General features: G+C 59.5%; 3 protein-coding genes. All 3 read right to left on the bottom strand.

Annotated elements, in window-relative coordinates:
- Window positions 1-279: GFA family protein (locus ACXJ5O_RS25160; RefSeq protein WP_457302291.1), on the bottom strand; the 279-nt coding region annotated here is incomplete at its 3' end.
- A gap of 195 nt (window positions 280-474) precedes the next feature.
- The gene (locus tag ACXJ5O_RS25155; RefSeq protein WP_457302290.1) at window positions 475-1,107 is read right to left on the bottom strand and encodes a hypothetical protein; all 633 of its coding nucleotides are present in this window, start codon (window positions 1,105-1,107) and stop codon (window positions 475-477) included.
- A gap of 9 nt (window positions 1,108-1,116) precedes the next feature.
- A partial coding sequence (locus ACXJ5O_RS25150) for a molybdopterin cofactor-binding domain-containing protein (RefSeq protein WP_457302289.1) occupies window positions 1,117-2,111 on the bottom strand: 995 nt, incomplete at its 5' end.

Raw genomic sequence — 2,111 nt, 5'->3', positions numbered from 1 at the left:
GTCCAAATAGCTTTCCGCGTTGCTGGTGAACAATCGTGTGCCGCAAGCGGGACAGAAATTCCGGTCCAGCCCCTTTCCTGACGAAGCAGTGTAGTGGAAAGCCTTGGGTTGCCCGCTTAGGGGCGCGAACTCATCTTCAGATACGCCGAGAAGTGTCATCGCCTCGCCGCCCGATGCCCTCTTGCAGTCGCGGCAATGACAGACTGCGACAAAGTCAGGATCGATGTCGAACCCGAATCTCACCGCGCCGCATGCGCATCGGCCAGTACGTTTCTGGATCGTAGCTGCGTACCTCGATGGTGAGATGGCGGCCGCAATGGGGGTGCGAGAGGGCGACGCGGTGTCGCGGAACGACCCGTGTACGATCTGCTCGCAGGACACCCAGGGAAACATCGCAGCGTCGACGAGGTCTCCGATGAACCTAGGATCAGTATATCATCCGCTGACTGACAGTACCGCACGACAGTCTGCTCCTTAGTCCGGACAGGGCTGGCCGGCGGCTCCCCAAAGAGCCATGTCTTTGACGTGATCCTCGAAGGTTCCCGGCGGGGTCGTGCGGCCAGCTCCAGGCGCCCACGCTCTCGGAATAAATCCGCTAAGCGATGCGTCGTGCCTCAAATGCTCGAGGAGACCGTCAGCGTCGCGGCCGCCATTGCGTTCGGGATCCTTCAGTTGGGCACAGATCTCGGCGCCACTCTTGCCAAACCAGATGAATTCCACCGGCGCAAGCTGCCAGTCGATGCCTGCATGCAAAGGTGCCGGTGCGGGGTCGTTTGGCGTGGTCGAAGTGAYGTGACACGTCGAACATGGGATTGTCTCTGCCCCGATACGACTTTCTCCGCCATGGATATTCATGCCGTGCACTCGGGGCTTGCTTTCGCCAGCCGGTGTCCAGATCGGAATAGCCTTCGCATCGACGAGACAATTGGCACAACGTGGGTGCGTCACCACCGCTTCAATTCTCTTCCAGGCCTGCAGCCCCTCGGCGCTGCTGACGCTCCCAGGCGGCAGCGCATCTTTCGCCCCGTCTTTAGCCAAAACCATTCCCATCAGGGCGAAGATTGATGAACTGGCAAACGTGAGCGCGATCAGAGTTGTTCTTCGCATGGCCCGCCCTCACACGAAATCGATGAACTTGTTGAACGGCATCTCGCGGATACGCTTGCCGGTCGCGGCGAAGATGGCATTAGCGAGCGCGGGCGCCGCAGGTGGTACGGGCGGCTCACCAATGCCCCTGACTGTGTAGTCGTTTTCCAGGCCACGCACCTCGATCACGGGACACTGATACATGCGCATGGCCTCGTGGTGGTTGTAATTGGTCTGTTGGACAGCCCCCTTGGCATAGGTGAGTTCGCAGTTCATGGCATGGCCAAGACCCCAGACGACGCCGCCCTGGACGAGATTCTCGAAGTTGACAGGATCGACGACCTTGCCGACATCAGCGGCCACCCAGACCTTGTCGATCTTGATGCCATCGTCGGTCATCGTCACCTCGACGATTTCAGCCACCGCCGTGCCAAACGACTCGACAAACGCCACACCGCGGCCTTTCCCGCTTCCCAGGGGTCCCTTCCAGTCCGCCATCTCACCAACGGTTTCCAAGAGCTTCCGGTAGATCGGAATCTTGCACATCTCGATGCGCGCCATGAGCGGGTCGAGCCCCGCGGCGTGAATCAACTCGTCGATAAAACTCTCGGTGAAGAATCCGTTGGCGGAAGCCCCAACGGACCGCCAGGTCGTGGACGGTGACAGCCCTTGTACTTCGAAGCTTGTCGCCCGGTAATTGGGAATGTTGTAGTACACGTTCCAGATGCCAACCGCCAGTTGGCCATCGGGGTCCTTCGTGGGCGCGCCCATCCTCGCCTGGAGCTCTTTGAATGGCGCTGTTGCGGCCACCTGCAAATCGGCCGCGATTATCTTTCCATCCTTGACACTTCCCCTACACCTGCCCATCGCAATCTGCCGGGGAATGTCCTGCAGGAAGTCCTCCTTCCGCGAGAAGATGAGCTTCACCGGTATCCCGCGCATCTGGTTAGCGATCTCGGCAAGTACTCTGATATTCTCGAATTCGAGGCGATGTCCGAAGCTCCCACCCATCCACTCGTTATGAA

It is taken from the genome of Phyllobacterium sp. P5_D12 (assembly GCF_054049495.1).
The sequence above is the reverse complement of the archived record's forward strand: the minus strand, read 5'-3'. Positions and strand labels throughout refer to the sequence as shown.